This is a genomic window from Enteroscipio rubneri, assembly GCF_963929405.1.
GTDB classification, from domain to species: Bacteria; Actinomycetota; Coriobacteriia; order Coriobacteriales; family Eggerthellaceae; genus Enteroscipio; species Enteroscipio rubneri.
Genome location: NZ_CAWVIN010000001.1, coordinates 58114 through 82863, shown reverse-complemented (window position 1 = coordinate 82863; position 24750 = coordinate 58114). Strand labels below are relative to the sequence as shown.

18 protein-coding genes and 1 riboswitch are annotated in these 24750 nt (G+C 63.5%); of the genes, 3 read left to right on the top strand and 15 right to left on the bottom strand.

The annotated features are described in order from the left end of the window. Positions 1-48: 48 nt before the first annotated feature. The 7 genes from ABGT83_RS00325 to ABGT83_RS00295 form a co-directional block, all read right to left on the bottom strand. Positions 49-1533, bottom strand: coding sequence for an extracellular solute-binding protein (locus ABGT83_RS00325; RefSeq protein ID WP_346685432.1), 1485 nt, complete (start codon positions 1531-1533; stop codon positions 49-51). Positions 1534-1702: 169 nt separating this feature from the next. Continuing rightward, entirely contained in the window at positions 1703-2929 is a 1227-nt protein-coding gene (locus tag ABGT83_RS00320; protein WP_239926226.1) for a lysylphosphatidylglycerol synthase transmembrane domain-containing protein, read from the bottom strand. Between the two features lie 30 nt (positions 2930-2959). After that, the gene (locus ABGT83_RS00315) at positions 2960-4108 is read right to left on the bottom strand and encodes an ATP-grasp domain-containing protein (protein WP_103264102.1); all 1149 of its coding nucleotides are present in this window, start codon (positions 4106-4108) and stop codon (positions 2960-2962) included. Positions 4109-4507: 399 nt separating this feature from the next. Beyond that, entirely contained in the window at positions 4508-5356 is an 849-nt protein-coding gene (locus ABGT83_RS00310) for a J domain-containing protein (protein WP_103264101.1), read from the bottom strand. Between the two features lie 155 nt (positions 5357-5511). Beyond that, complete coding sequence (locus ABGT83_RS00305) at positions 5512-6690, bottom strand: phosphoribosylaminoimidazolecarboxamide formyltransferase (protein WP_103264100.1); 1179 nt, start codon at positions 6688-6690, stop codon at positions 5512-5514. Positions 6691-6709: 19 nt separating this feature from the next. Continuing rightward, entirely contained in the window at positions 6710-7345 is a 636-nt protein-coding gene (locus ABGT83_RS00300) for an IMP cyclohydrolase (protein WP_103264099.1), read from the bottom strand. Between the two features lie 84 nt (positions 7346-7429). Then, positions 7430-7513, bottom strand: a riboswitch (ZMP/ZTP riboswitch). A 178-nt stretch (positions 7514-7691) separates the two neighbouring features. After that, entirely contained in the window at positions 7692-9569 is a 1878-nt protein-coding gene (locus ABGT83_RS00295; protein WP_346685429.1) for an MDR family MFS transporter, read from the bottom strand. A 227-nt stretch (positions 9570-9796) separates the two neighbouring features. On the opposite strand from ABGT83_RS00295, the gene ABGT83_RS00290 reads away from it, so the two are divergent. Further along, positions 9797-10312 carry a MarR family winged helix-turn-helix transcriptional regulator gene (locus ABGT83_RS00290; RefSeq protein ID WP_157938916.1) on the top strand — a complete coding sequence of 172 codons (516 nt, stop codon included), beginning with the start codon at positions 9797-9799 and terminating at the stop codon, positions 10310-10312. 9 nt (positions 10313-10321) lie between these two features. On the opposite strand, the gene ABGT83_RS00285 is transcribed toward ABGT83_RS00290, so the two are convergent. From ABGT83_RS00285 to ABGT83_RS00260, 6 genes are all read right to left on the bottom strand, one after another. Then, on the bottom strand, positions 10322-11311 hold the full coding sequence (locus ABGT83_RS00285; RefSeq protein WP_346685427.1) for an XdhC family protein: 990 nt from the start codon (positions 11309-11311) through the stop codon (positions 10322-10324). Between the two features lie 144 nt (positions 11312-11455). Next, the gene (purN, locus tag ABGT83_RS00280) at positions 11456-12073 is read right to left on the bottom strand and encodes a phosphoribosylglycinamide formyltransferase (protein ID WP_103264095.1); all 618 of its coding nucleotides are present in this window, start codon (positions 12071-12073) and stop codon (positions 11456-11458) included. A gap of 343 nt (positions 12074-12416) precedes the next feature. Next, entirely contained in the window at positions 12417-13562 is a 1146-nt protein-coding gene (purM, locus tag ABGT83_RS00275; RefSeq protein WP_103264094.1) for a phosphoribosylformylglycinamidine cyclo-ligase, read from the bottom strand. Positions 13563-13682: 120 nt separating this feature from the next. Next, positions 13683-15149: an amidophosphoribosyltransferase gene (purF, locus tag ABGT83_RS00270; protein ID WP_103264093.1), complete on the bottom strand. Its 1467-nt coding sequence runs from the start codon at positions 15147-15149 to the stop codon at positions 13683-13685. Beyond that, positions 15146-16021: a class B sortase gene (srtB, locus tag ABGT83_RS00265; protein ID WP_346685424.1), complete on the bottom strand. Its 876-nt coding sequence runs from the start codon at positions 16019-16021 to the stop codon at positions 15146-15148. Before srtB ends, purF begins: the two co-directional genes overlap by 4 nt. A 626-nt stretch (positions 16022-16647) precedes the next feature. Beyond that, positions 16648-18420: a polyphosphate--AMP phosphotransferase gene (locus tag ABGT83_RS00260; protein WP_346685422.1), complete on the bottom strand. Its 1773-nt coding sequence runs from the start codon at positions 18418-18420 to the stop codon at positions 16648-16650. Positions 18421-18768: 348 nt separating this feature from the next. On the opposite strand from ABGT83_RS00260, the gene ABGT83_RS00255 reads away from it, so the two are divergent. Both ABGT83_RS00255 and ppk1 read left to right on the top strand, forming a co-directional pair. After that, positions 18769-19692 (top strand): exopolyphosphatase, encoded by a 924-nt coding sequence (locus tag ABGT83_RS00255; RefSeq protein WP_346685420.1) that lies wholly within the window; start codon positions 18769-18771, stop codon positions 19690-19692. Positions 19693-19741: 49 nt separating this feature from the next. Beyond that, complete coding sequence (gene ppk1, locus ABGT83_RS00250) at positions 19742-22453, top strand: polyphosphate kinase 1 (RefSeq protein WP_346685418.1); 2712 nt, start codon at positions 19742-19744, stop codon at positions 22451-22453. A 296-nt stretch (positions 22454-22749) separates the two neighbouring features. Here ppk1 and glmM read toward each other — a convergent pair whose 3' ends face one another. Continuing rightward, positions 22750-24084: a phosphoglucosamine mutase gene (gene glmM, locus ABGT83_RS00245; protein ID WP_103264088.1), complete on the bottom strand. Its 1335-nt coding sequence runs from the start codon at positions 24082-24084 to the stop codon at positions 22750-22752. A gap of 1 nt (position 24085) precedes the next feature. Further along, positions 24086-24577, bottom strand: coding sequence for a phosphoribosyl-ATP pyrophosphatase (locus tag ABGT83_RS00240; RefSeq protein WP_346685416.1), 492 nt, complete (start codon positions 24575-24577; stop codon positions 24086-24088). Positions 24578-24750: the final 173 nt, after the last annotated feature.

The following is a 24750-nucleotide window of genomic DNA, read 5'->3' as shown; positions in this document are numbered from 1 at the left end:
GATCATGTCGTCGCCCCGGCCCCTTCCTCGCACAAACGCACCCCTCCGTTAGGCGGTCGTCGCCTTCAAGCGCGCCGTAAGATCCTCCAACCACTCATCGAACACGCGATCCTCCAAAAACGGCGCCGCAGCCTCCTCCGGGCTTGCACCCGCAGCGACGGCGCTCACGACAGCCTCGCGATCGGCTGTCGCCTTGTCGGACAGAGCGCTCTCGAGCACGGCGCGAGCATCCACCCCGCCGTCGAATGGACGGTTCGCATACACGCCTGTTTCAATCGTCTCGAGCGTAGCCGGAAGGTTGATCGAGTAATTCTCAGAACCATCCGAACCGGATGCGGCAGCCTCGAGGTTCTCAAGCGTTAGCGCCTCCTTCGTCACGGGCATGTACCCCGCGCTCACAGAGAAGCCGGTGTTCTGCTCTTTGGCGGTGAACCATTTCAGGAATTCCACGCAGGCCGTCTCACGCTTCTCATCAGACTTCGTCACGACGAACCCTGCACCCTGCTGAGGTGCACACGGCTCCCCATCGGCGAATGTCGGAGCGGGAAGCGCAGCCAACTCGATGGGATAGCTGGTCTCGTCGTCCAACGTGACGGTCTGCGGGAAGTAGACAACCGATGATGACGAGCCCACATAGCAGAGGAGGTCGCCCGTCTTCACGGCATCCGAGCGGAACTTGCCCTCAGCCGAGAACCAGCCCTGCACCATGGGAACGTAGTAGTTGTCCCACAGCGCCTTCATCGTATCACGGTCGATATCGAACGTGCAGACCCCGCCCTCCACATCGAACAGCTCGTGTCCGAGCTGCTTGGAGCCGGTGATCAAATAGTTTGCCATCGCATCTCGACCGAAAAACGGCTTGCCGTCGCCTGCAACATCCGGCGTCTGGGCATCGGTCCACTCGCAGTAGCGCTGCGCCACCTCCGTGATGCCTTCGATCGTCGAAAGCTCCTCGAGCGTGGAGCCCGTCGCATCGGCGAAAACCTGCCAGTCGGTGGCGTTGATCTGAAGCGTCTCGGTGGACTTCGCCACCGGGAATACCTTCAAGGATCCGTTGCCGTCGATATCGCCCTCATCAAGGAAGGACTCGACGTAGAGCGCCTTCTCCTCATCGGTCAGATAACCCGCCAAATCCGCCACGCGGCCGAGGCCGTCAATGACCGACGCGGTGTCCGAATACGAAAGGAAGGCATCGGGCATCGCCTCGGAGCCGACGAGCTCTTGCGCCGAATCGGTCACGGCAGCGGCAAGATCGTTCACACCGCCTTGGCTCGAGCTTGTCACAACAACGCCCAGTTCTTTGCCACGTCCCTCGTTGAACTCCTTGACCAAATCCTCGAACGCCTGCTGCTGCGTGCCGTTGTAATACGTCCACAGCTCTATCTGCACCGGGCTGGATGGATCGAGCGCCGAAGCAGGCTCTGCATCGCTCGATTCGTTCGACCCGGCCGAACAGCCGGTCAACGCCATCAAGCCTGCAAACACGCATGGCACGCATGCGCGCATGATCGTGCGAATCCCCACGTCCCTCACCCACTCTTTCCTGTCGAAGCGGTCCAACCGTACGCACCGCCGTGCATTAACCTGCCCATTGTAGTTCATGATTCCAACCCGCGAACCATGAACTTGCCATTGAGTCGTTCGATGCGATACGAAATCGGTCAAGGACTGTTATATGAGCCTTATGCGACGCCGGGAAACGTCACCGAGCGTGCGGAGCGGCGCTTTTAGACGGATCGGCAACAGAGCTCGCACCGGAATCCGCTTCGGCCGCAGACGGTCGCTGCGCCTCGGGGCCGCCCGCAGCGGCCTGAGGACCGCCCGTTGCGTCCCGAGGTCCTTCGACATGGGCATCGATCTGCTTGGCGGCGGCTACAGTCCCGCTCAGGCGATCCTTGCTCTTCTGATTGCGCGCCGTGCGCTTCGCATCATGGCGGAACGTCTTCGTCGTCTGGATGAGCACTGCCCCAATAAGAAACGGCATCCAGAACACGATGCCCCGGTACACAAGCGCGATCGAAAGTCCTGCGGCGCTCGACGCGCCGAACGAGGTGAACGCCACCACCACGGCCGCCTCGACCACGCCCACACCCTGCGGGGTGATCGAGATCATGGCAAACAGGGTCGCGACAACGTAACCGCAGATGAGAGCCTCGGGGTACGTAACGCCGAAGGCGACGCCCACCAGACAGAAGCAGGCGAGCTCACACGAACTTGCCACGATCGAGCAGCCGAACACCTTGGCCGTCGTCTTCGGATTGTGCCCGATGAGCCCTGCCGCATCCGAGAACGAAGCTACAGCCCGCTCCACCCACGAATCGAGCGGCGGCTTCTTGAAGCGCGCGCGAATACGGTCGACGAGCCGCTCGATCGGTCGCAGTATGCGCAGCACGAGCGCGGGACGCTTCCTGCCGAGCACGAGGATGAGTACCATAACGCTGACCAGGGCTATAACCACCAGTCCAAGCAGAAACCACAGCGGCGATAGACCAACTGTAGCCGCCAGGATGGCGAATCCGATGAGCATGATGGTGGCGAACCCGGAGTCCACGGTTATCTGCATGAGCAACGCCGCCGACGTCGCCTTTCCCGGCGCGATGCCGCGACGGCGAGCGTCGTCTACCACGAGCGTGGTGCCAGCGAGGTTGAGCGAGGGCGCGATGGTGTTCATGAAGAACGTGCCGAACACGAGCGGCAGCGTCGAGCGAGGATCCATATGCTCGTCGACCGCCTCGAATGCGAACGAATAGGCGAAGCTCTGCGCGAAGTACTTGCCCAGCTGCGTGCACAATGCCGCGATAAGCGGGATGGCCGCACCTTTTTTCATCGTCTCCACCAGCTCAACCAGCTGGTCACCGCGCAACAGCACCACCGCTAGCACGATGACGATGACAAGGCCGATCAGCAGATTGCGTATGGAAAGCTTCACGGTCTTCTCCGACCCGTCGCGTCCTCCGCGCTAGCGGAGGAACTCTTCCAGGTCGGAGTGCTGCAGGAACGTCAACTCATCGGCAGTGTCTGCGTCGGTTTCGAGGAAGAGAAAGCCGTAGTTGCCGACACGGTTCAGATCGAACGGACGCATGTCCAGCACGTGCGAGAACCGGCCGAGAAACGCGTCATAGTCGAACCGTTCGCCGCCCGTCGCATTCTGCGGGGGATTCAGCAACGACATGGAGTACACCTTTCCCTCCTTGTCGGCGAACGCTACATCGAAATCGGGTACATCATCCTCGAGAAATGCCTGGTAGGTGCGAAAACCGTAAGCGTACAGGCTCAGATCGGTGCCGCCGAGTCCTGCGAACCGCAGAGGATTGAATTCGATGGGGCACACATGCCCGTCCGCAACGCGCACCTCGACGTGCACCGGGAAGTTGCGAACGCCCACGAGCGCGTTTACGCGGTTGAGCCACGAGGTGAACAGGGAGGTCGTCTCCCGCACGATGGACGGACTTGTCATGTACAGACGATCGCTCGTGTCCTCTGACGAGGCGAAATCGTGGCGCAGCACGTTGAGGACATGAGGAGCGCCTGTTTCATCGAAAAAGGCATCGAGGGCGTATTCGGTGCCGTCGATATAGCCTTCGAGAATGAACGACCCGGCGCCGATGACGCTCTCGGGATACAAGTCGTGCCAGGCGGAGGCGTTCTGAGCGATATCGGCGAGCGCCCGTTCCCAATCCTCCCTGCTCTGCACAGCGTACACGCCCACACTGCAGAATCCGACGGAAGGCTTCAAAACGAACGGCGGATCAAGCCGGGCATAGTCGAGTTTGAACAGTTCGTCCACCGAGCAGGTTTTGAAAAACAGGTCGGGATCGAGCGGTGCCAGTGCCGCACGCATAGCCGCCTTGTCCTTGAACAGTCCGATGCCGCGCACAAGACTCTCGTTGTGAACGTTGTCCATGATCCACGCGAGGGCGTTCTCAGAGTTCGTGTACACGCGCTCGCCCCCGTCGATCCGGCGAACGGCCTCGTCCTCCGCCACGATGTTGAGCGCCCTGCCCTCTCCCTGCTCGCGAGAGACGGCATTATCGAGCACCGGATGCTGTGATTCCTCCAGCCAAGCAGCCAGCGGTTCGGACACGTACGGCTCTTCGAGCACTATCATCGTTTGCCTCCTCCTTCGGGAGCACGGGGTAGGCGGGGCCGCGTTCGTGCGCGACGACGGTTCGCCACAGGCAGTATACCCTTTCACTCGGAAATTCAACGAATTTCCGCGTCTTTCCCGGCGGGTTGTTCCCAACCCGTTTTCCGTGGTAGGCAAACGGCATTGAGCAGAGGTCAGTATAGCACGATCGCACGCGCGGCCGATCTGAGGCGATGCGCTCACCGGCCAGCAGAAGGCCGGACGCAACAAGCGGGCGCGAACGCAAGCGACGAAGGCGCAGCGGAGGCGCAAGAAACCGCCGCAAACATGGATTCGCCCAGTGCGGGTGCAACGGGACGCGAGCGCGCATTCGAAAGCGGCGCATGTGAAGCAGCACGCACGCCTTTTCAGCGAGATCTGCTATCGAATGGCCGAGCGGGCCGTCCGATAGGAGCGCACGAGATCGCGTAGATTCGACGCATCGAACAGCACGGCCACGAGGAAGAACACGGCCAAGCCGATGGTGACGGCCCCCTGACGCGGCGCGATGAGGAACACGAACGGCATCGCAAACAGGGCAATAGGCAGCAGCAGCCCGATGAGGCATGAACCGAACCGTTTCCACAGACCGTAGACAAACGATGCGACCACGTACAGGAACAACCCTGTTGCCGCCGAGCCGACAAGCGCGAGCACGACGAGGGCCGCCGCCTTCGCCACGACGATGCCGACCTCGCGCCCGAGGGCGGTTCGCGCCTCATCGAGCCGCTCCTGCGGCGTCTTCTGCTGCTCGCGCGCAGCTCGGAAAGGCGCGAACGGATCGAATGGGTCGAAGTCAAACGGCATGTTGCCCGGGGTTCCGCCGTCCGCCGTCCGACTGCCGTCCCACGAGGTCCACACATAAGCGGTACGGCCCCCTTGGGAAGAGGTCGGCTGCCCTTGGCCGAACGGCCAGTCGGCAAACGGATCCCATCCGTCCCGAGGCGCACCGGGCTGTGGCGCGGCGGTCGGATGCGCGAACGGATTGCCCGCATAGGGCCGCGGGTCGCGGCGCGGATCGAACTCAGGCGTCCATGAGCGGTTGAGCAGCACATCGCGCGCTTCGTTGATGCGCTTGGTCAACTCCTCGGCATCGGCGCGCTCCTTTGATTCAAGAGGGAACTTGTCGGGATGATGCGCGATCACCAGCTTGCGATGGGCCTGCTTAACCTCGTCGTCGGTTGCGCCGTCGACTAGCCCAAGAATTTTGAGCGCTTCGGATTTCTTCATGGGGCCACTATACAAAACGGCAACGGGGTGACGGAAGGCAGGACAGGCGCGTTGCCTTCCCGTCAAAGAACAACCATAAACCTCTCCGCCGGAGCCCCGACTGCCAAAGGCGCAAGGGGCTCCGGCGAACGCGGGCTCCTGCACCCGCAAGCAGCCTAGTGATGGAACAGCCTCATGCCCGTGAAGGCCATGGCAATGCCGTACTTGTTCGCCGCCTCGATCACGTTGTCATCGCGGATGGAGCCGCCCGGCTCGACGATGTAGGCCGCGCCCGACTTGCGCGCGCGTTCCACGTTATCACCGAACGGAAAGAACGCGTCGGATCCCACCGTCACGTCCTCCAACGTGGCAGCCCATTCCTTCTTCTCCGCAGCGGTCAGTGGCTCGGGCTTCACGGCGAACACCCGCTGCCATTCTCCCTCGCGCAGCACGTCCTCCCACTCGTCGGAGGTGTACACGTCGATGGCGTTGTCGCGATCGGGCCGGCGAATGCCGTCGACGAACTGCAGGCCGAGCACCTTCGGATGCTGGCGCAGCCACCAATTGTCGGCCTTGTTCCCCGCCAGGCGCGTGCAGTGGATGCGACTCTGCTGCCCGGCGCCCACGCCGATGGCCTGGCCGTCCTTCACATAGCACACGGAGTTAGACTGCGTGTACTTCAGCGTGATGAGCGCCACCATCATGTCGATCTTGGCGGATGCGGGCACGTCCTTGTTTTCGGTCACCACATTCTCCAGCAGCGCTTCGTTGATCTCGAAGTTGTTGCGACCTTGTTCGAAGGTGATGCCGAACACGTCCTTGCGCTCGGCTTCGACGGGAACGTAGTCCGCATCGATGCGCACGACATTGTACTTGCCGCCCTTCTTGGTCCTGAGAATCTCGAGCGCCTCGTCGGTATAGCCGGGGGCAATGATGCCGTCGGACACCTCCGTCTTCAGGTAACGGGCCACGTCGGCGTCGCACACCTCGCTCAAGGCCGCCCAATCGCCGTACGAGCACAAACGGTCGGCGCCGCGCGCGCGAATGTAGGCGCAGGCGATGGGACTGAGGTCGCCCCTTTCGTCCACGAAGTACACCTGCCGCTCGACATCAGAGAGCGGCCGGCCCACCGCCGCACCTGCCGGCGACACGTGCTTGAATGATGCAGCCGACGGCAAACCCGTGGCCTGCGCGAGCTCGCGCACCAGCTGCCAGGAGTTGAAGGCATCCAGAAAGTTGATGTAGCCTGGCTTGCCGTTCAGCACCTCGATGGGCAGATCGGAGCCATCCTTCATGAATATGCGCGAGGGCTTCTGGTTGGGATTGCAGCCGTACTTCAATTCCAGCTCGTTCATAGGGTTTGCGTCTCCTTCGTTAGTCGCCGAGGTTCTTGTTGTACAAGGTCACGCTACCTGCCACGTTGGCATACAGCGACACCTTGTTGTCTGGGTCAAGCGCGCGCCATATCGCGTCGGGTTCGGGGAGAACCACTTCCACCGGCTCGCCTGCGAAGGTGGGAAGGGGATCGCCGTCGCCCTGGTACGTACTGATGAAGTAGCCTGTACCCTCGTCGCAGCCCTCGTAGGCGAAGAACTCGCGCAGGCAGCGGCCCGATGGCTGGTGCTTCAGGATGGAGAGCTCGAACGAGCCGTCCGCGTAGACGATCGACGAGATCCGCGGCGTGAAGTTGGGCGCGTCCGGCTCGAATTCGCGCGCCATGCAGCCGGCGCGGAAATCGCCGGCATCCACGATGGTGTCGGTCTGATCGCCGTTGGTGACCACGAGCGCATCGCCCATTGCGCGCACCGGGTGGTAGATGATGAGGCTGGGATCCTCCAGCAGGGCCGGGTCGTGGGCTTCGGTGCGGATGCCGTCGTCCGTTTCCACGAAGATGCGGTTGCGGCTGTTCCGGCTGCGGCCCATGATGAAATAGTATACGCGGTCCTTGCCGACCACGATGCCCCGTCCGGGGTACGGGTTGCCTTCCAACAGTTCGATGAGTTTGTGCATCAGCTCTCCTTGTCTTTCGCGTTCGCCAGCCGTCCGCTCCGTCCGCCGCCCATGCATGAAAAAAGGCAAGCTGCTCCTATTCGAACGGCTTGCCCAGACGGTCGGCTTGTATGTGCGCGCCGCTTCCCCGTGGTGCCCCACGTTAGCCCGTCAGTCACGACGCGTCTCTCTGTTGCGCAGAATACCATGACAGCCGCCTGCCCGAGAAGGGCGGTTCGGAATAATCCCGACACCGGACACGATTCCCGCATTCGCGCGACGCTCGTAGCTTCATCGGCTACCGCAATGCCCGCGACGCCTGCGGCTTGCGCGCGACACGATGCCGATCCGCAGGCGGATCCCCCCCTTACGAGAGACCCTCGACCACGTTCCGGACGATGTTGCGACGGCTGAGCGCCCCGACCAGCCTGCCGCCGTCCACCACGGGCACCTTCTTGATGCGACGCTCAGCCAGCACGCGGCAGGCTTCGCCCAAGTCCATCGAGCTTTCGACCGTGACGACGCGCTTGGTGGCAAGCTCCATCACGTTCTTGTCGAGCAGCGACGCCAGGCGCGACTGGAGCTTCTCGTCGTCGACGAAGCGGTACATGAACAGCGCCGTGTCCACACTTCTATCGTCTTTTCCCAGGTAGTTCATGATATCTCCGTCGGAGATAAAGCCGACCACGCGCTGGCGGGCGTCCACCACGGGCAGCCCGCTCGTATCAGCCTTCGCGATTTCAAGCAGCGCCTCGCGGACGGAAGCCGTCTGAGAAATCCAGCTTGCGTCGCGATTCATCGCAGCTTTCACCAGAATCGCATCATCGTCTTGGGCCGCAACGGCTTGAGGCGCCGCTTTCGCGGGCGCGCTCCGCTTGTCGCGCACGAACGCCAGCACCACCAGCAGCAAGCAGACGGCCAGAACCATGACGACGGCGAACGACAGGTGATAGCCCGCGTACAGCTGCTCGGCCGCGCCCGCCTGCGGGGCCACGACGGAGCCCATGGCCGACACCGATATGAGCAGTGCCGTGCCGAACGAAGCCGCCACCTGGTTCAACGTGTTGGAAAGCGCGTTCGCATGCTGGATGACGCGGTTGTCGAGCGAATTGATGCCCCAGGTGTTGAGCGGGGTCATAGACGCCTGCAAGCCCAAGATGAGCACGGCGTTCGCGCCCGCGATGAACAGCACGCCCGCGGCGGCCGGCAGAAGGAACAGACATACCGCGCCCGCCAGCATCACCAAGCTGCCGCCTACCACCACGCCGCGAACGCCGCGCTTGTCGAAGATGCGCCCGGCGAACATCGACATCACCGCGCCGAACAGCGCGCCTGGCAGCACGATAAAGCCGCTGACGGTGGCGGAATAGCCGCACACGTTCTGGATGAACAGCGGCAGGGCCGACGAAAGGCCGATAAGCACGGCTTGCAGCGTCACGATGCAGATGACGGCGATGCGGTATCGCACGGTCCCCAACACGCCCACCTGCAGCATGGGGTTGTCGAGCTTCGTCTGACGACGGACGAACAGCGCCAGCACCGCCGCACCGGCCACGATCAACGCCGCCGGGACGGCAAGGTTGCCAGCCGACGAGAACGACGACAGGCCGTAGAGCAAGCACACCAGGCCAACCGAGCTCATCAGCACCGACGGCACATCGAGTGTCGTGCGCTCGAAGTCGCCGTAGTTCTCCAGCGCGAATACGCCTAGCACCAGCACGACCACGGCCAGCACCGTCACGATCATGAACAGCACATGCCAGCCCACAGAGTCCACCAGCAAGCCCGAAACTGCAGGCCCTATGGCAGGCGCGAAGCCGATCAACAGGCCGATCAGGCCCATGGCGACGCCGCGCTTCTCGCGCGGGAACAGCAGAATGATCACGGTGAACACCATGGGCATGACCACGCCTGTGCCCGCGGCCTGTAGGATGCGACCCGCCATGACCACGACGAAGTCCGGGCCCCAGGCAGCCAGCGCGCTACCCGCGGCGAACAGCGCGAAACTCGTGATAAACAGTTTGCGGGTGGAGAATCGCCCGATCAAGTACGCCGACAGCGGGATGATGATGGCTTCCACCAACGAATAGCCCGACATCAGCCATTGCGCCGTGGGCGCCGAAATGCCGAAATCGGCCATGATGGACGGAATCGCAGGCGACAGCAGCGTCTGGTTCAAGACGGCAAGAAACGTACCGCCCAACATCACCGCCACCATGACCGCTTGTTTTCTTGTAAGACCCATGAAGTGCGCTCTCCCTCCGTCCGGCCGCCCGACCGGATACGGTTTCCGATACAGAAAGGCTGCCTGGTTTGGCAGCCTTCGATAGTTCGGCAATGCTTGCAATGTGTTTCTCGGCTGTTGCAAGCAACCTGTCTCTATCCGTGCTATACTTGATATAAATCAAATATTGATGTTCCGCTATTATAGTAGACATCTTCGATATGGCAACGGCCACGGAGGAAAATTCCATGATTGCTTCGAAGCGCGGTTCAAGGGATTCGAGAGACGATGGCAGCGACACCCTCACCCAGCGCGAGGAACACGGGGAGATCATCGGCGCCTTCTTCGCGTATCAAGGACTCATAAAGCATACGCTGTTTTCCGGACAAGCGGATCTCACCAAGTCGCAAATCATGATCATGTGCACCATCAACGAGCTGGGGGCCGCCAACATGGGCGAGCTGGCCCAGCGCATCGCCGTTTCGCGAGAGCAGGCAACCCGGGCGGTGCAGCCTCTGGTGAAAGCCGGATATGTGGAGCGCCGCCATAACGAGGAGAATCGCCGCACCGTCACCGTGTCGCTCACCTGTGCGGGAACCCGACTGTTGCTCGACTACTTCGATTTCGTCGACCAGCGCATTTCCCAGGAACTGCAAGCGCTCACCGACCAAGAGCGGCGGCAGCTGGTCGAAACGTCACGCCGCGCCAACGATCTGCTCTGCAAGGCGATGAGCTGCGGAAAATACTCCGAAGCAGCCGGGTGACCCCGATTCCTACCGGCCCAGGCTTTTCTCGTGGCGCTCGCGCGCTTCCTCGCCGTAGCGCTCGCGGTAGCGCACGTCCACCAGCTCGGCGACGATGGCGATGGCCAGCTCGGCGGGCGTCTTCGCGCCGAACTCGAGGCCGATGGGGCGCTTCACGCGCTGCCAGTCCTCCTCGGTGCCGCCCTTGGCCAGCACAAGGCCGTGCACGGTATCGTTCTTGCCTTTGCAGCCCATCATGCCCACATAGTGCGCGCGATGCCTGGTTGCCCACACGCAGCCCTCGGGGTCGAACATGTGGCCGCGCGTGAGCACGCACACGTAGTCCTCCGGCGCGCAGGCGAGCCCGGCCAGCCCGTCGAAGGTGCCGCCGGGCAGCACGATGCGGCGCGCCCGCGGAAAGCGTGCCTCGCTCAGATAGGCGGGATCGTAGTCCACCACAGTGACCGAGAAGCCCACGTGGTCGGCAAGCGCCGCCACTTCGCTCGCGGCGTCCGACGCGCCGAGCAGCCACACCTGCACCTGGTCGAACAACGGCACGGAGAGCCAGGTAAGGCCCTCGAACTGCTCGTTATGCATCGAGGGACCGCGCGTGGCGTCCTTCATCTGGAACGTATCGCGCGGGCTGAACGGGCGCGAGGCCACGATTTCCTTGGCGTCGTTGCAGAAGAACACGAGCGGCTCGCCATCGGCAGAGCCCACGTCGCCGTACTTCTTCGTCACCTCGTTGTCGGTGTTGGCCTGGGCCTCGGCAGCGTCGTAGACCACCTTGAAGCCAAGCCAGGCGAGGTCGCCCTCCTCCATCGCGCGCAGAGCGCGCTCGAACGTGGGGGCATCGGCTGCAGTCAAGCTCGCGGCAACCACGTCAAGGTACGACGGGTCCACATGCTGGTTGCCCTCGAGCGCCTCGGCCGAGAAGCACGGGAAATCCTCGAGCGAGAGCCGGGGCGTACGCCCCGCCCGCAGGTCGTCGACAATGATTTGCAGCGTTTCCTTGTTCATGAGCAGGGCTCCTTACGATCGACAAACACGATTGCAAGCTGCGCGCTGGACACGGCCGAATACCGCATGCCCCTCCCCGCGCGCCGGAAGAGGGGACCTACACGTCAGACGCGCATTCGCACGACCGGACAGGGAAAGCGAACGTCAGGCAGGGGCGATATGCACTTTGCGGTCCTCACCCACGCTCACGCGGCCCTCGGCCACGAGGCGCAGCACCTCGGGGTACAGCGCGTGCTCGGCATCGTGGATGCGCGCCTCGAGGGACTCAAGCGTGTCGTCCTCGCGCACCTCCACGGCGCGCTGCGCCACGATGGGGCCCTTGTCGTAGTCCTCGTTCGCGAAGTGGACCGTGATGCCCGTCACCTTCACGCCCGCATCGAAGGCTTCGCGAATAGCATGCGCACCCTTGAACGAGGGCAGCAACGCCGGATGCAGATTGAGCACCCGGTTCGGGAACGCGCCCAGCATGACCGGCGTGACCTTGCGCATGTAACCCGCCATGACCACGTATTCCGTCCCCGCCTCGCGCAGTTCAGCCACGATGCACGCGTCGGCCGCCTCCGGGTCGGCGTACACGTCGCGGTTGAGCACGGTCACGGGAATGCCCGCCGCCTTCGCGCGCTCGATGCCGTAAGCGTCCGGCCGCGACGATACTGCCCGCACGACCTCCACCGGCAGTCCGTCGTCCGCAATCGCGTCGATAATGGCCTGCAGGTTCGTGCCGCCGCCGGAAAGCAGCACCCCGATCTTAAGCTTCTCCATGCTCATCTCCTTCGCTTCGACCCGCCCCCTCACCTCATTCGGGCAGACTGCCGAGCCTAGGTTCTGCCGCGTTCGGAAGGCTGTCAGGCCCAAGCTCCACCACGGCTTCTAAGAGGAGCCGATCGATCCCCGTTAACGCCCATAGACCGAAGGTGGCAGAAAATCATCGAATTCGGAAGAATCGCTTGGCCTCAGCGTAAAGTCCCTCGAAACGACCTGGCCTTTTGCGAAAAGTCCTCCTCGATCCTCGCCGTGAGACGGCTCAAGACTTCCGATGGTTTCATGCCGCATCGGCGCGGAGGGCGCCTGTACGGAATCTCCGAACCGTTGCCCTCTTTGGGCCTTACTCCTCGTACCCGTACAGCGCGCCGTCGTTCGCGTAGCGGACCTTGCCCTCGCCGGCCACGATGCGGCCCACGCGGTACGTGGCCTCGCCGGCCTTGGCCAGGGCAGCCTCCACCTCGCCGGCGCGCTCGGGGTCGACGATCAAGACCATGCCGAGACCCATGTTAAACGTCTTGAGCGCCTCGGCCTCGTCGAGATGCGCCGCATCGCACACGAACGACGCGATGGCAGGCACCGGCCACGTGCCCAGGTCCACCTCGGCGTCGCAGGTCTTCGGCAGCGCGCGGTCGAGGTTCTCGGAAATGCCGCCGCCCGTGATGTGCGCAAGTGCGCGCACGGCGCCGGGGCACGCGTCCAGCACGGCACGCACGGGCTTCACGTAGATGCGCGTGGGCACCAGAAGCGCGTCCTGCAGGCTGGCGCCGCCCAGCTCCTCGCGCTCGATGCGCAGCTCGTAGTGGGTCTTGCCCTCCACGCACACCTTGCGCGCCAGCGAGTAGCCGTTGGAGTGCAGGCCGCTCGACGCCAGGCCGATCAGCACGTCGCCCTCGCGCACAGCCGTCGGATCGAGCATCTTGGCGCGATCCACCACGCCCACGCAGAAGCCGGACAGGTCGTAGTCGTCCGGATCCATCACGCCAGGGTGCTCGGCCATCTCGCCGCCGATGAGCGCGCAGCCGGCCTGCTTGCAGCCCTCGCCGATGCCCGCCACGATCTCGGCCACGTTCTCGGCCTTGAGCTTACCGATGGCCACGTAGTCCAGGAAGAACAGCGGCTCGGCGCCCGTGGCCAGGATGTCGTTCGCGCACATGGCCACGAGGTCGATGCCCACCGTGTCGTGCTTGCCGGCCAGCTGGGCCACCTTGAGCTTCGTGCCCACGCCGTCGGTTCCGCTCACCAGCAGCGGGTCGTCCATGTCCTTGGCCGCTGCGATGGAGAACAGTCCGCCGAAACCGCCGATGTCGCCCACCACCTCGGGCCGGTACGTGTCGTGCACGACGCCCTTGATGGCGTCCACGGCACGCGCGCCCTCGGCCGTGTCTACGCCCGCCTGCGCGTAGGTCGTGGCCTCCTCGTCCATCCAGCTGGGCATCGCGGGAGCATCGTCTGCATCGGCCGGGCTCACGGTTATTCTTTCGGTCATTCTTGCTCCTTGCATCCTGGGCTGGCGTGCTGCCGCCCCCTTCATTCGCTCGGCTACCCAAAAACGAGTGCCGTCTTTTCCACAGTGTCCATGTATGCGCAACGCACTTGGCACACCTTATCAGGCATCCTCGCTCGCGTCACGCCTCATCGTCGCACCACTCTTGCGAGCCGCCGCCTCGGGAACGGCCACCGGATAGTCCCCGGTGAAGCAGGCATCGCAGAACCCCTGGCACCGCGCGTCGGGCACGGCGGCTCGCAGACCCGCGAGCGAGATGAACGCGAGCGTATCCGAGCCGATCCACGCGTTCATCTCGTCAAGCGTCATGTTCGCCGCGATAAGCTGGTCGCGCGTGTCGGTGTCGATGCCGTAGAAGCACGGCCACCTGACCTCCGGGCTCACAATGCGCAGGTGCACCTCCGCCGCCCCCGCGTCGCGCAGCATCTGCACGAGCTTCTTGGAAGTGTTGCCGCGCACGATGCTGTCGTCGATGACCACGAGGCGCTGCCCCTCGATCACCGAGCGCAGCGGGTTCAGCTTCAGGCGAATGCCCAGCTGCCGCATGGCCTGGGTGGGCTCGATGAACGTGCGGCCCACGTAGCGGTTCTTCACGATGCCGTCGGCATACGGGATGCCGCTCTCGGCCGCGAACCCGAGGGCCGGCGGCACGCCCGAGTCGGGCACGCCCAGCACGAGGTCGGCCTCCACGGGCGCCTCCTGCGCCAGGATGCGCCCCATGCTGCGGCGGGCCTGGTACACGCTCTGCCCGTCGATCACGCTGTCGGGGCGGGCGAAGTACACGTACTCGAAGATGCACGCGGCCGGCCTGCCTGCGGGAACGCCCTGCTCAGCGTGCATGCCGTCCTCGTTGAAACGCACGATCTCGCCCGGGGCGACGTCGCGCACGTAGCGCGCGCCCACGATGTCCAGCCCGCACGTCTCGCTGGACACCACCCAGCCGCGGCCGTCCGGCAGCTCGCCGATGCACAGCGGGCGGATGCCGTTCGGGTCGCGGAACGCGTAGAGCGAGTCGGGGCTGGCCAGCACCATGGCGTAGGCGCCCGACAGATCCTCCATGGCGCGGCGGATGCCGTTGCGCAGGTGGTGCGTGGCCCGCGTCACCTGGCCGATAACCTTCGCGGCCACTTCGCTGTCGGTGTTCGAGCGGAACTGCACGCCCTCGTCCACGAGGCGGGCGCGCAGGCGGCTCGTGTTCACAAGCGTGCCGTTGTGCGCCAGCGCAATGAGCACGTCGTCGATAGCCGAGATGTGCGGCTGGGCAGCCTCCCACGACGCGGCACCGCCACTCGTGGAGTAACGGGCATGGCCCACGGCCACAAAGCCCTCGAGCGCCGCGAGGGTAGCCTCGTCGAACACCTGCGTCACCAGGCCCAGGTCCTTCGCCGCCATCACGGTCTCGCCGTCGCCCACGGCGATGCCGGCGCTCTCCTGCCCGCGGTGCTGCAGCGCCTGCAGCCCGAAGCAGGCCATGCGGGCAACGTCCTCGCCGGGGGCGAACACGCCGAACACGGCACACTCCTCTTCCGGGCGGTCGGGACGCCCACCTGGTAGCACCGATCCGCTCACGAAGTCGCCTCCTTCGACGCGCCGTCGACGGCTGCAGGGTCGTCAGGGTCGACAGGAGCTGCGCCCCCATCTGCGGAAGCAGCGAACGTACTCTCTACAACGGATGCGAACAGCACGTAGCGCCCGTCAGTGGGAAGGCTGTCGCATGTGGAGAATGCGAAGGTCTTCGTCGTGTCAGAGGCAGCTGGAATGTCAGAGGCCTGGACCACCGACCGGTCCATCTTGTCCTGGACGTACGACACGCGCTCTTCCTCGCTCGAAAACGTCATTTGAGCGAGCGGATCGTCGGCCGCGCAATGCACGAGCGAAAACGTCCGCAGACGGTAGTTTCCCTGTGGCGTGAGGATGTACACGGTGCGAAGCTCGTCGAAACGCGCTTGGTCGGTCATGCCGGTGATGGAGGCGAACATGGAGCCGTCGCGCATGTTGTGGCCGTAGACGAGGTTGTTCGGATCGGAGAAATCGCCCTCGTTCTCAGCCGCGAGGAAGATGGCGCCGTGCTTGGCAAGAAAGCCCTCGGTCCCTTTGAAGTCGTGCGTAAGATAGTATTCGTTGTCGGCCGTATGCACGATGGGATAGTTTATCTCCGAACCGGGCACGAACACCCAACCCACAATATCAGGATTAATCGCGCGCAATGCATCCCAGTCGACGGAAAAATCAGCCAGACTCGCGCCTTCGATGTCGTCGGGCGCCGTGAACTCCTGTTCGGCTAGTTCTTCATAGGAGCTTTGCCCCTGCCAGTAGCTGAAGATAAGAGCGCCAAGCGATGCAAGCGACGCCACGAGCACAACGAGCGCAATCCAGAATACGACACGCCACGGACCGCCCTTCTTACGAGGCGCTCCCGAGGAATGCCGGCTTGCGCCCATTCCCCTCCTACTGCCCGGCTGCACTGCGCGGAATGCTCCCTGCGGTGATTCTGCGGCCCGATGCGCCCCCTGGCGAGCGACGGGCCGCGTCGCGCTTTGTCGGCCCGCTGCAGAACGACTCGCACCGGCTCCGCCTGCCACATGCCCAGGCTTCGCAGGACCAGCCGCAGGCCGCACGCTGCGCGGCGCCGGGGCGCCGGCTCTCGCGTCAGAACGATCCCGCGCCGGACGTTCACGCCGGGGAGGATCGGGATGCTGTCGAGATTCGACCATATCCACCTTTCGAACGATCGTCGTGGAAGGGATGCCGCGAGACGTTCCTTGCCTCTGCAGGCTCACCTTGCCGGATCGGTATCATAATAAACAAACGCCCCCGGAAAGGGGGCGTAATGCAAACAAAAGCGCAATTATCGCGACCGACAGGGCCCGTACGCCTACTTCTTCATCTCGTCGATGAATCCCTTCGCAATGAACGCGATGATGATGAGCACGATGACGGCCACGATAATCCAGATGGCCTCCATGGGAACATCGAATCCAAATATCGACATGCTGATTACCCCTTTTTGTTCAAGCGCTCGAAAGCGCACGGTCGCTCAAGTGTTGCAGCCCATAGTAACGCGATCTCAGTTTTCGCGCAAGCGCGCTTCTAGGGCCTCGTTGATTATTTTGAGCGCTTTGACCCGCGCATGACGCTTGTCATCGCTTTCGAGCACGATCCAGGGGGCGAACGGTGTGGATGTAAGGCGGAACATATCCTCTACTGCTGCTTTGTACTGGGGATACTTATCGCGGTTGCGCCAATCCTCATCGGTTATCTTCCACCGCTTGGCCGGATCGTTCTGTCGATCATGGAAACGCTGCAGCTGCTCCTCAGGACTCACGTCCACCCAGAACTTCAAGAGGATGGCTCCCCAACGCACAAGTTCAAGCTCGAACTCGTTTATCTCGTCGTAGGCGCGCGCCCATTCGGAAGGCGCAGCAAAACCCTCCACGCGTTCAACCAGCACGCGCCCATACCAGCTGCGATCGTATATGCCCACGTGCCCCGCCTTTGGCAGGCGTGTCCAATAGCGCCACAGGTGGGGGTGCATGAGCTCGGGCTTTGTAGGCGCGGGACTCGGGAAGATCGTGTAGGCGCGCGCATCGAGCGCCTGCGCCACGCGCTTGATGCTGCCGCCTTTGCCAGCAGCGTCCCAGCCCTCGTACATGATCATAAGAGGAATGCGCTTCTGGTACATCTCCATCTCAAGCCGGTTCAGCCGCTTTTGCTCTCGTTTAAGTGCGACCTTGTACGCATCGGGATCGAGGATAAGGGAGTGGTCCACCTCGTCGAGCCGAGGAGGCTTCTCGATCAGGCGGAACTTCGAGGCGCGCGGAGCGCGGGCGCTCGCCTCGGCGGCTTCGCGCTCGGCCTCTTTCCGAATGCGCGCCTCTTCCTCGGACGGACGGCCAAACAGCGGCGCTTCCTCGATCGCGCCCGAGGAGTTCGCCTGCGCCTTGGCCGCAGCCGCGGAGGCATCCTCGTCGGGTTGGGCCGAGAGCGCTTTCTCCAATTCCAGCACCAAGGTTTCAGCGATCTCGAGATTGGCGCGGCGCTTGTCTTCGCCATTGAGCAGATGCCAAGGGGCGTACGAGAAGTCGCTGCCCTCCAACAGGTTGTCGTAGAGCCGATAGGCCTGGGCGTAGTTGCGCGCACTCGCAAGCTTCTCTTTGCTGACGCGCCAGCGCGTCGCCGGATCGTTGCGCAAGCGCAAAAGACGCTTCTCCTGGGCTTCCTGCGTCACATGGACGAAGAACTTCACCACCAGGTACCCGTCGTCGACAAGCTGCTGCTCGAAATCCGCAACGGATGTGAGATAGCGACGCAGCGCGTCGCTTTGCCGTTCATCGCGCGCCTGGGCGACGAGCGCCGCCGGTCCCTTCTTCTCGCGCTTGTCCTTCCGGGTGTCGTCCGCGCCCTTATGCTTCTCGCGTACCTCGTCGAGGGACAGGTCCCCGAATTCGGTGTAGAGCATGTGCTGCGTCGCGGCCGTGTACCAGCCGCGATCGTAGAATGTGATGTTGCCCCGCGGACCGAGTTCCTCCCAGAACTTCTGCATGACCGGATAAAAGCCCGTCACGCCGTAGGGTGCGCCGGCGAACGTGCGGGCCGCTTCGATATCGAGATCCTCCGTCACGGCCACGGACGTCGCACGCGCATCGAGATTGAACATGAGGTCGGAGATGCGGCTGCCCTTGCCGGCGCCGTTCCAGCCCTCGAACAAGACAACGAGACCCACGCCCTGCTGCCGCGCCTGCTGCTGCAGAACCACGAGCTGCTCCATGAGCTTGTCGCGACGAACCTTGTACTCCTCTTTCGCCAACGGTTCCAGCGAGAAATCCACGGTTTCCAGCATGGGTCGGTCTCCCCTCTTCCGAGATCAAGACCCCATCATAGCACAGCCTTGCGGGCCTCCTGCACGTAGATGCTTGAGGCCAACCCAGCGCATCCTTACGATCACGTGCGGATATCGGCCTCCTCATCGAGATGCGCCCAAGCTCGCCTTCCCTCGTCGCAGAATCCCGGACCGGATCAGGTTTGCAGCACGTCGGCAATGCGCACTTCGGCGGCTTTCGTCAAAATTCGGTAAAACATAATCGTCGGATTCGAAAACCCTGACCGGCGAAGGCCGCTTTTGTCTACAATGGAAAGGAAGCGAACCCGACTCGCCACGCCGATACGACCGGCCGGACAGGATGGCGCTATGCCGAACTACGGAGTGATAGACCTTGGATCGAACTCGATCCGCCTCGTCGTGTACGAGGTGAAGGGGAACGGCCCCGGAGACTGTGCGCCCAAGAGCTTCAAAAGCCTTATCAACGACAAGGTAATGGCGGGCCTGGCTGCTTACGTGTCCGACGGCGTCTTCACGGAAGCAGGCATCGAGAAGGCGGCGAGCGTGCTGCGGGGCCATGCGAAGCGCGCGCGGTACTTCGACTGCAGAAGACTCGATGTCTTCGCCACTGCCGTGCTGCGCAATGCTTCGAACTGCCAGGAGGCCGTGGACGCCATCGAGAAGCGCTCCGGGCTCTCCATCGCGCTGCTATCCGCGCAGGACGAAGCGCATCTCGGCTTCGTGGGCGCAACGTGGGACCGCACGGTGGAGCGGGGGACTCTCGTGGATATCGGCGGCGGCTCGACGGAGCTCACGCGCATTGACGGAGGACGCGACTTCGACAACGCAAGCATGGGCCAAGGGTCGCTTTCGTCATTCGCACGCTACGTGCGAGGCATCTTGCCGACCGCTACAGAGTCGGAGGCCATTGCCTGCCGCCTGCGCGCGCGTTTGGGAGCGCTTCCGGATGCGCGGGCCTATCGCGCATCGGTTCTCTACGGCATCGGCGGCAGCGTTCGCGCCGCCGCCAAGATGCAGGCGCAGGCCGCAGGCGACATCGTCCGGCCGAAATCCATGACGGCGGACGAGATTCGTGCGATACTGGAATGGTGTCATGAGGATCCCGACACGTTCGCGCACACCGCGCTCAAGGCATCAGCGGAGCGCATACACACGCTCGTACCGGGCTGCGTCATCCTCCTCGCCCTCTTCGAGGAGCTGGGCGCCGAGCGTCTTGAGATCTGCAAATACGGCGTGCGCGAGGGGTATCTCATTGAGCGCATGCTGAGCTAGCACGAGAGGGTCCGAAGGGGCACGGGGAGAGCACGGGAAGGGAGCGCCCATGGAAGCCAAGCAATCATCGATCGGCTCGGAATCGGCAGCATCATCGGATAACGCATCGAACAGCCTTGGAAGCGCCACTGGCGTCGAACGGCAGGCCGAACCCGATGGGCGATCGCCCGAAGACATCGAAAGCGCTGGGGCGCAGAAGGCTGCCCCTTACATGCAGAACCGCGAGCTATCATGGCTCACGTTCAACGAGCGCGTGCTCGACCAGGGTGCCGACGAGACGGTGCCTTTGCTTGAGCGCCTGAACTTCATCTCCATCTTCTGGAGCAACCTGCAGGAGTTCTTCATGGTGCGCGTCGGCAGCCTGACCGACCTGTCGCTTGTAAAGAAGCAGATCATCGACTCGAAGTCCGGCATGATCCCCTCCGAGCAACTCGACGCCATCTACGCACGATGCCACGAGCTCTACCCCATCCAAGAGCGCACGTTCGAGCAGGTGCGCCACCTGCTCGCCGAGCACGGCGTGAATCACCTGCGCCCCGAGGATTTGACCGAAGAGCAGCGCGCCTTCCTTGCCGAACACGTGCGCAAAAATGTCATGCCGTTCCTCTCGCCGCAGATCATCAATGCGCGTCACCCGTTCCCCCACCTTGAGAACGGCGCGCTTTACGTTGTCGTGCGCCTCAACGAAGAAGAGAGCGCCAAGAAGAGCAAAGGGGTTGAGAAGCCGGCCAAAACCGACAAGGCCAAGAATCTCGGCGCCGAAGGCGTGACGCTGGGCCTCGTGCCCATGCCGCGGCAGTGCGATCGCGTTATCGCGCTGCCAGGGTCCGGCATGCAGTTCATCCTGCTCGAACATGCCATCGAGATGGTGGCCGCCGAAATATTCTCGATGTACACGGTCAAGCACACCAACGTCATTTGCGTCACGCGTAATGCCGACCTCGACGCCACCGAGGGCACCGACGAAAGCGACGAGGACTACCGCGAGCACATGAAGCGCATCCTCAAGAAGCGCGCTCGTCTGGCGCCCGTGAGGCTAGAAAGCGAGCGACCGCTCTCGTCAACCGTCGGCAAGCTCCTGCTCAAGCGGCTGAACCTCAAGCCGCATCAGGTGTACTCAACCACGGTCCCGCTCGACATGAGCTACACGTTCGGGCTTCCCGGACGCCTGCCGGAAAAGAAGCGCGCACCACTGACAAACGTGCCGTTCTCGCCACAATGGCCCGCCTGCCTCGACCATAACCGTCCCGTCATCGACCAGGTGCTCGAGAAGGAAGTGTTGCTGTCGTACCCCTACGAGAGCATGGATCCCTTCGTGCAGCTTCTGCGGGAGGCGGCAAGCGACCCGTCGGTCATCTCCATCAAGATCACGCTGTACCGCCTAGCCAGCCAGTCGCACCTCGCCGAAGCGCTTATCGCTGCAGCCGAGAACGGCAAGGAGGTGACTGCGCTGTTCGAACTGCGCGCGCGATTCGACGAGAGCAACAACATCGAGTGGTCGCAGCGTTTCGAAGAGGCCGGCTGCAACGTCATCTACGGCTTCCGCGACTTCAAGGTGCACTCGAAGATCTGCTGCATCACGCGCCAGACAGAGCGCGGCTTGCAGCACATCACGCAGCTGGGCACGGGCAACTACAACGAGAAGACAGCGAAGCTCTACACCGACCTGTCGTTCATCACGACCGACGAGACGTTCGGCCGTGACGCGACCGAGTTCTTCCGCAATATGGGACTGGAGAATACCTCCGATAACTATGACATCCTCTGGGTTGCTCCGCTGCAGATCAAGCCAATGATCATCGCAGGCATCGACCATGAGATCGAGAGAGCACGGGCAGGAGAGCCGTGCGGGCTCTACTTCAAGACGAACTCCGTCACCGACAAAGATGTGATCGAGAAGATCGTCGAAGCGTCGCAGGCAGGCGTGCCGGTGACGCTGTTTGTTCGCGGCATCTCGTGCATCGTGCCGAGGCTTGAGGGCTTCACCGACAACGTGCGGGTGATCTCCATCGTGGGCAGGCTGCTCGAGCACAGCCGCATCTACGGATTCGGTCCGCGCGAGAACATGAAGCTGTACCTGTCAAGCGCCGACCTCATGACGCGCAATATGGACAAGCGCATCGAGATAGCCTGGCCTATCCTCGACGACGAGCTACGTGACCAGATCGTCGGCTACCTGGATCTGTGCATGCGCGACACCGCCAAACTGCGCGAGCTCATGCCGGACAAGAGTTACACGCCTCTTGGTGCGTTCGCCGAAGAAAGCGACGACGGCGTCACAGAGCTGTTCGAGTCACAGGAGTTCCTGATCAGGCGCGCACAACAGCGCAGGCTTGAGGCTGCGGAAGAAGAGGCTTCCCGCGACGCTGCGCGTCGGCGCGCAGCTCAGCTCATGGCAGCGAACGAGGCTGCCGAGGATACCCTGGCGGTTTCAAGCACGGAGCCCGAAGTTGCAGCGCTGGATGCCGCCGCCGCGGCCGAGGCGGCGGCGCTTGCGGCAGCGCGGGCGGCCGAGGCGGCGCGCGTATCGGTGCAGAGTGCAGCATCGCCCGCGACGCAGTCGCCCAAGGCGCCTCGTGCACAGAATGCATCACAGCCCGCAACGCATCCGGCGCTCGAAGCCGACGAGATCGAGCCGCCCCGAACGGGCACGATCCCGGCCAGCGCTCCAGAGCAGACGCTCGCGAAGCATCCCGCCCCAGGGGCCAAAAGCCGCAAACCGAGCCTGCTCGTGCGCCTGTTGGCAAAGTTCGTGCGCTAGGGTTCCTTGCGAGGTGATGGGAGCGCCGTCCGACACCTCCTATCCCCTCGTCCCACGCAGCCTCTGCGCTCGGAGATACGTAAAAGCATCAGCTCGGATAGCCGAACGGATCGACCAGTCATGCAACGAGGATCTTCGCGGCGCGCCCCGCGCTTTTGAGGACGCGTCGCGGATTTACACGTCACGGCGAGCAGCCCTCCGGATTTTTCGAGGGCTGCTCGCTGGAGCGCAAATAGCAAGCATTCGCTCGAGACCCGCCCTCCGAAGAGGCAGAGAGCATGGCGAGGGACGCCTTGCTAGACCTCGCGCTCGACCACGTCGGCGATGGCGCGCGCGTGGCGGTCGGCCTCCTCGGCACTCGCAGCCTCCACCATAACGCGAACAACGGGTTCGGTGCCGGAGGGGCGCAATAGTACGCGACCGGAATCGCCCAGCTCGGCCTCGGCCGCGCTGACGGCGGCTTGAACGGCTGCGTTGCCGTCGACGGCATGCTTGTCATTCACGTGAACGTTGACGAGCGTCTGCGGGAAGCGCGTCATGACCGCGGCGGCTTCGGCGATGGACTTCCCCCTGCGCCTGCATGCAGCCAGGAACTGCAAAGCTGTGACCAGGCCGTCGCCGGTGGAGTTGTATTCAAGGAAGATCATGTGGCCGCTCTGCTCGCCTCCCAGCACGAACCCGCCCGCACGCATGGCCTCAAGCACATAGCGGTCGCCCACCTTCGTTTGGACGAGCTCGATGCCCGCGTCGCGCATCGCATGGGCGAGGCCGAGATTGCACATGACCGTGGACACGGCGGTGTTGCCGGCAAGGAGTCCACGTTCCTTGAGGTCGAGAGCGCACACGGCCTCCACCACGTCGCCGTCGATCTCGTTGCCCTCGGCATCCACCAGCATCACGCGGTCGGCGTCGCCATCGTGCGCGATGCCCACATCCGCGCCAGTCGCGGCAACCAGCTCGCGCAGGGGCTCGAGATGGGTGGAACCGCACCGCACGTTGATATCGGTGCCGTCGAACTCCTCGTTGATGACCGCGACTTCGGCTCCGAGGCGACGTAGCGCCTCGGGACTCGTCATGCACGATGCGCCATGACCCACATCGAGCGCAACTTTGAGGCCCGCGAAATCGATGCCTTCGTCGGCCACCGTGGACACGGCATGCGCGACGTAGAGCTCGCACGCATCCTCGACCGGCAGGGCCACGCCCACGGCGTCGCCGGCCGGCAGCTCGTCGGCCGCCGCGCCGCCGCGCGCGACGAAGGCCTCGATCTCGTCCTCCACCGCGTCAGGCAGTTTGAAACCCTGCCCGTCGAACAGCTTGATGCCGTTGTACTCCGGCGGATTGTGCGAAGCGGAGATCACGATGCCGCCGTCGCAATGCAGCTCGCGCACCAGAAGGGCGATGGCCGGCGTCGGGATGATGCCGGCCAGAAGCGCCGTGCCGCCCATCGACATGATGCCGGCCGCCACGGACGACTCCAGCATATCGCCCGAAAGCCGCGTGTCCTTGCCGATGAGGATGGTGGTCCCCTGGAACGCCACGGCCGCCTGGCCAAGTTTGAACGCGAGGTCGCACGTGAGCTGCGTGTTGGCCACACCGCGAACCCCGTCGGTTCCGAAAAGTCGTGCCATGTTACTTTCCTCTCTCAACATGCTCTTCATGCAAACGGACGCCGCCGTTGGGACGCTCGGCGTCTGTCATGCGGTTGTTGAGCTCCGCCGCGAACTCATCGAGATCAATGCCGTAGCGCTCAAGCACGACGAGCAGGTGGTACACCATGTCGGCCGCCTCATAGCGCAAATGGTCGATGGCTGCATCGTATTCGGGCGGCAGCTGTACGGCCAACTCGTCGGCCGCGCCGTCGGCTCCTGCCGCCGCAAGCGCCGCTGCCAAAGACGACGTTGCCCAGGCCTCCACGTCCTTGGCCGCAAGCGCCACCTCGCCCGCCTCCTCCATGACCTTCTTCAGCACCTCGTCGGGCGAACTCGTAAGCAAGCGATACGTGTAGCTTTCCTCTCCTGCTCCGCGCCGGCCCGCGATAGTGGCCGCAAGCGCCTCGAGCGTGGACCCGATCTGCGAAGCAGGCGCCTCCTCGCCCGAGGGTATATAGGTTTTATCGGACATGCTATCCCTTCCAAGTTGAACCCTGCCCAGCAAAAGCCGGCCTGACCGCCTCTCGCAGGTTGGGGGCCACGTCCTGCTGTCGCCGCATGGGATCCTTCGGTTTCGGCGGCTTGTGCCGCCTCCGACCAGGATTGCAGAAGACTCGCGAAGGGGCTCGCCGGACAGTGCCCACC